Origin of the sequence: Peribacillus sp. NPDC097264, assembly GCF_050277925.1 — a bacterium.
Classification (GTDB): Bacteria; Bacillota; Bacilli; order Bacillales; family DSM-1321; genus Peribacillus.
In genome coordinates this window covers 1-1,599 of record NZ_JBNNSR010000026.1, presented here as the reverse complement: position 1 = coordinate 1,599, position 1,599 = coordinate 1, and the positions used below count along the sequence as shown (strand labels likewise).

Sequence of the window (1,599 nt, the reverse complement as noted above, 5' to 3'; positions counted from 1 at the left end):
GCTCTTCAGCGCCGATGGTAGTTGGGGGTTTCCCCCTGTGAGAGTAGGACGCCGCCAAGCCATTTCGAAGGTCAGCCATTAGGCTGGCCTTTTTTTGTTTTTAGTAAATCCTTTTACCTTCTCAGCCAGACAGTAGAAGAAGACCGTAAGGTCTCGAAATCGCGGAGAATACATGGCTAATTCGTTTTCTTTATATATTTTCTAATAACTTATTGGCTTGTTTTTATAAATGGTATGGGAATGCGGTGGGATATCCGTTGATTTTTCCTGGAGAGTTAGCATTCAGAAATGGCTCCTAAACCATCATCCATTTAAAATGGTCTCTTCTTTCCTAATCATCGTGAAAAGCTGTGATCTCATTTGTGAATCATTTTTATTCAACAATAAAAAAGATGATTGGCTCAGTCTAGCCAATCATCTTTTTATTAAAGTGGTTCGTGAATCTCCCAAGCAACTTTTAAAGAATCTACTATGAAATCTGCTACTTCATCAACATCCAAGTTATTTGTGTTCACTTTTGAATGATGATAGGAATAAACTTCTTGTCTGGTTTTAAAAAGGTCTTCAATTTCTTCTAGGCTTTTACTTTGCAAGACCGGTCTACTATCAATAAGTAAGCTAATTCTTTCTTTCCAATAGTCCCAAGATAAATCAAGGTAAAATACTATGCAATTGGAGAGGCATATATCTCTTATATCCTCTTGTAAAAAGGCCCCGCCTCCTAAAGAAAGTATTTTTAATTTTTGCTGGCTGAACCGTTCAATTACTTCCTTTTCTTTTTCACGAAAAGTCTTTTCCCCGAACTTCTTGAATATTTCAGTCGTGGGCATATTAAATTCTTTTTCGATTTCTTGGTCTATATCAATAAAGTCCCTATATAGTTTTTTAGCGACTTTTTGGCCTATTGTAGTTTTACCTACTCCCATAAAACCAATAAAAACGATACTTTGCAACCTCAAAGATGTATCTTTATTAACCACTTATGAATTCCTCTCCCCGCTAGATTACAATGATTTAAAGTAGTTTTCGATTTTTAAAAATAATTTCATTATAGTACATGTTGGTAGAAATGTAAAAATATTATTTAAATATTTGGAAAACTGATCAATTGATTTACCCTCATTCCTAATAATAGAAGGAATGGTCGATAATTAATAGTCCATGCTTTAATTTGTATCATTAATTTTATAATGAGAAGAGTAATGATAGGATCCAACTCAGGCTGTGCAATTGTGGATATTAATTAACGGATATGGTCATAAAAGAAAAAAACGAAAATACATTGACTTTGATGACAAAAAGGATTAATATAAATAAGCACCAAGTCAGTCAAACAAAAATTTCATCAACTTCTGGCAGATTGCTTGAAGAAATAAACAGTAAAAACTATTGACTTCTTATAATGAAAGTGATAAGATGAATTAGTTGCTGCTAACACAGTGACTAAAAAATAAGTTAAAAACTTCGTAGAAGTTGACAACTAATCGATAGTGTGTTATGATGGATTAACAAGTTGTTCTAACGAACAACGAGATAAATTGCTCTTTGAAAACTGAACAAAACAAAGCGCCAACGTAAATTTTGAGTGAGCACACACTA

General features: G+C 33.4%; 1 protein-coding gene. It reads right to left on the bottom strand.

Going from position 1 to position 1,599, the window contains the following annotated elements; translation table 11 throughout:
* Positions 1-425: 425 nt before the first annotated feature.
* On the bottom strand, positions 426-926 hold the full coding sequence (locus tag ACQKL0_RS20105; RefSeq protein ID WP_402876150.1) for a shikimate kinase: 501 nt from the start codon (positions 924-926) through the stop codon (positions 426-428).
* Between the last annotated feature and the right edge of the window lie 673 nt (positions 927-1,599).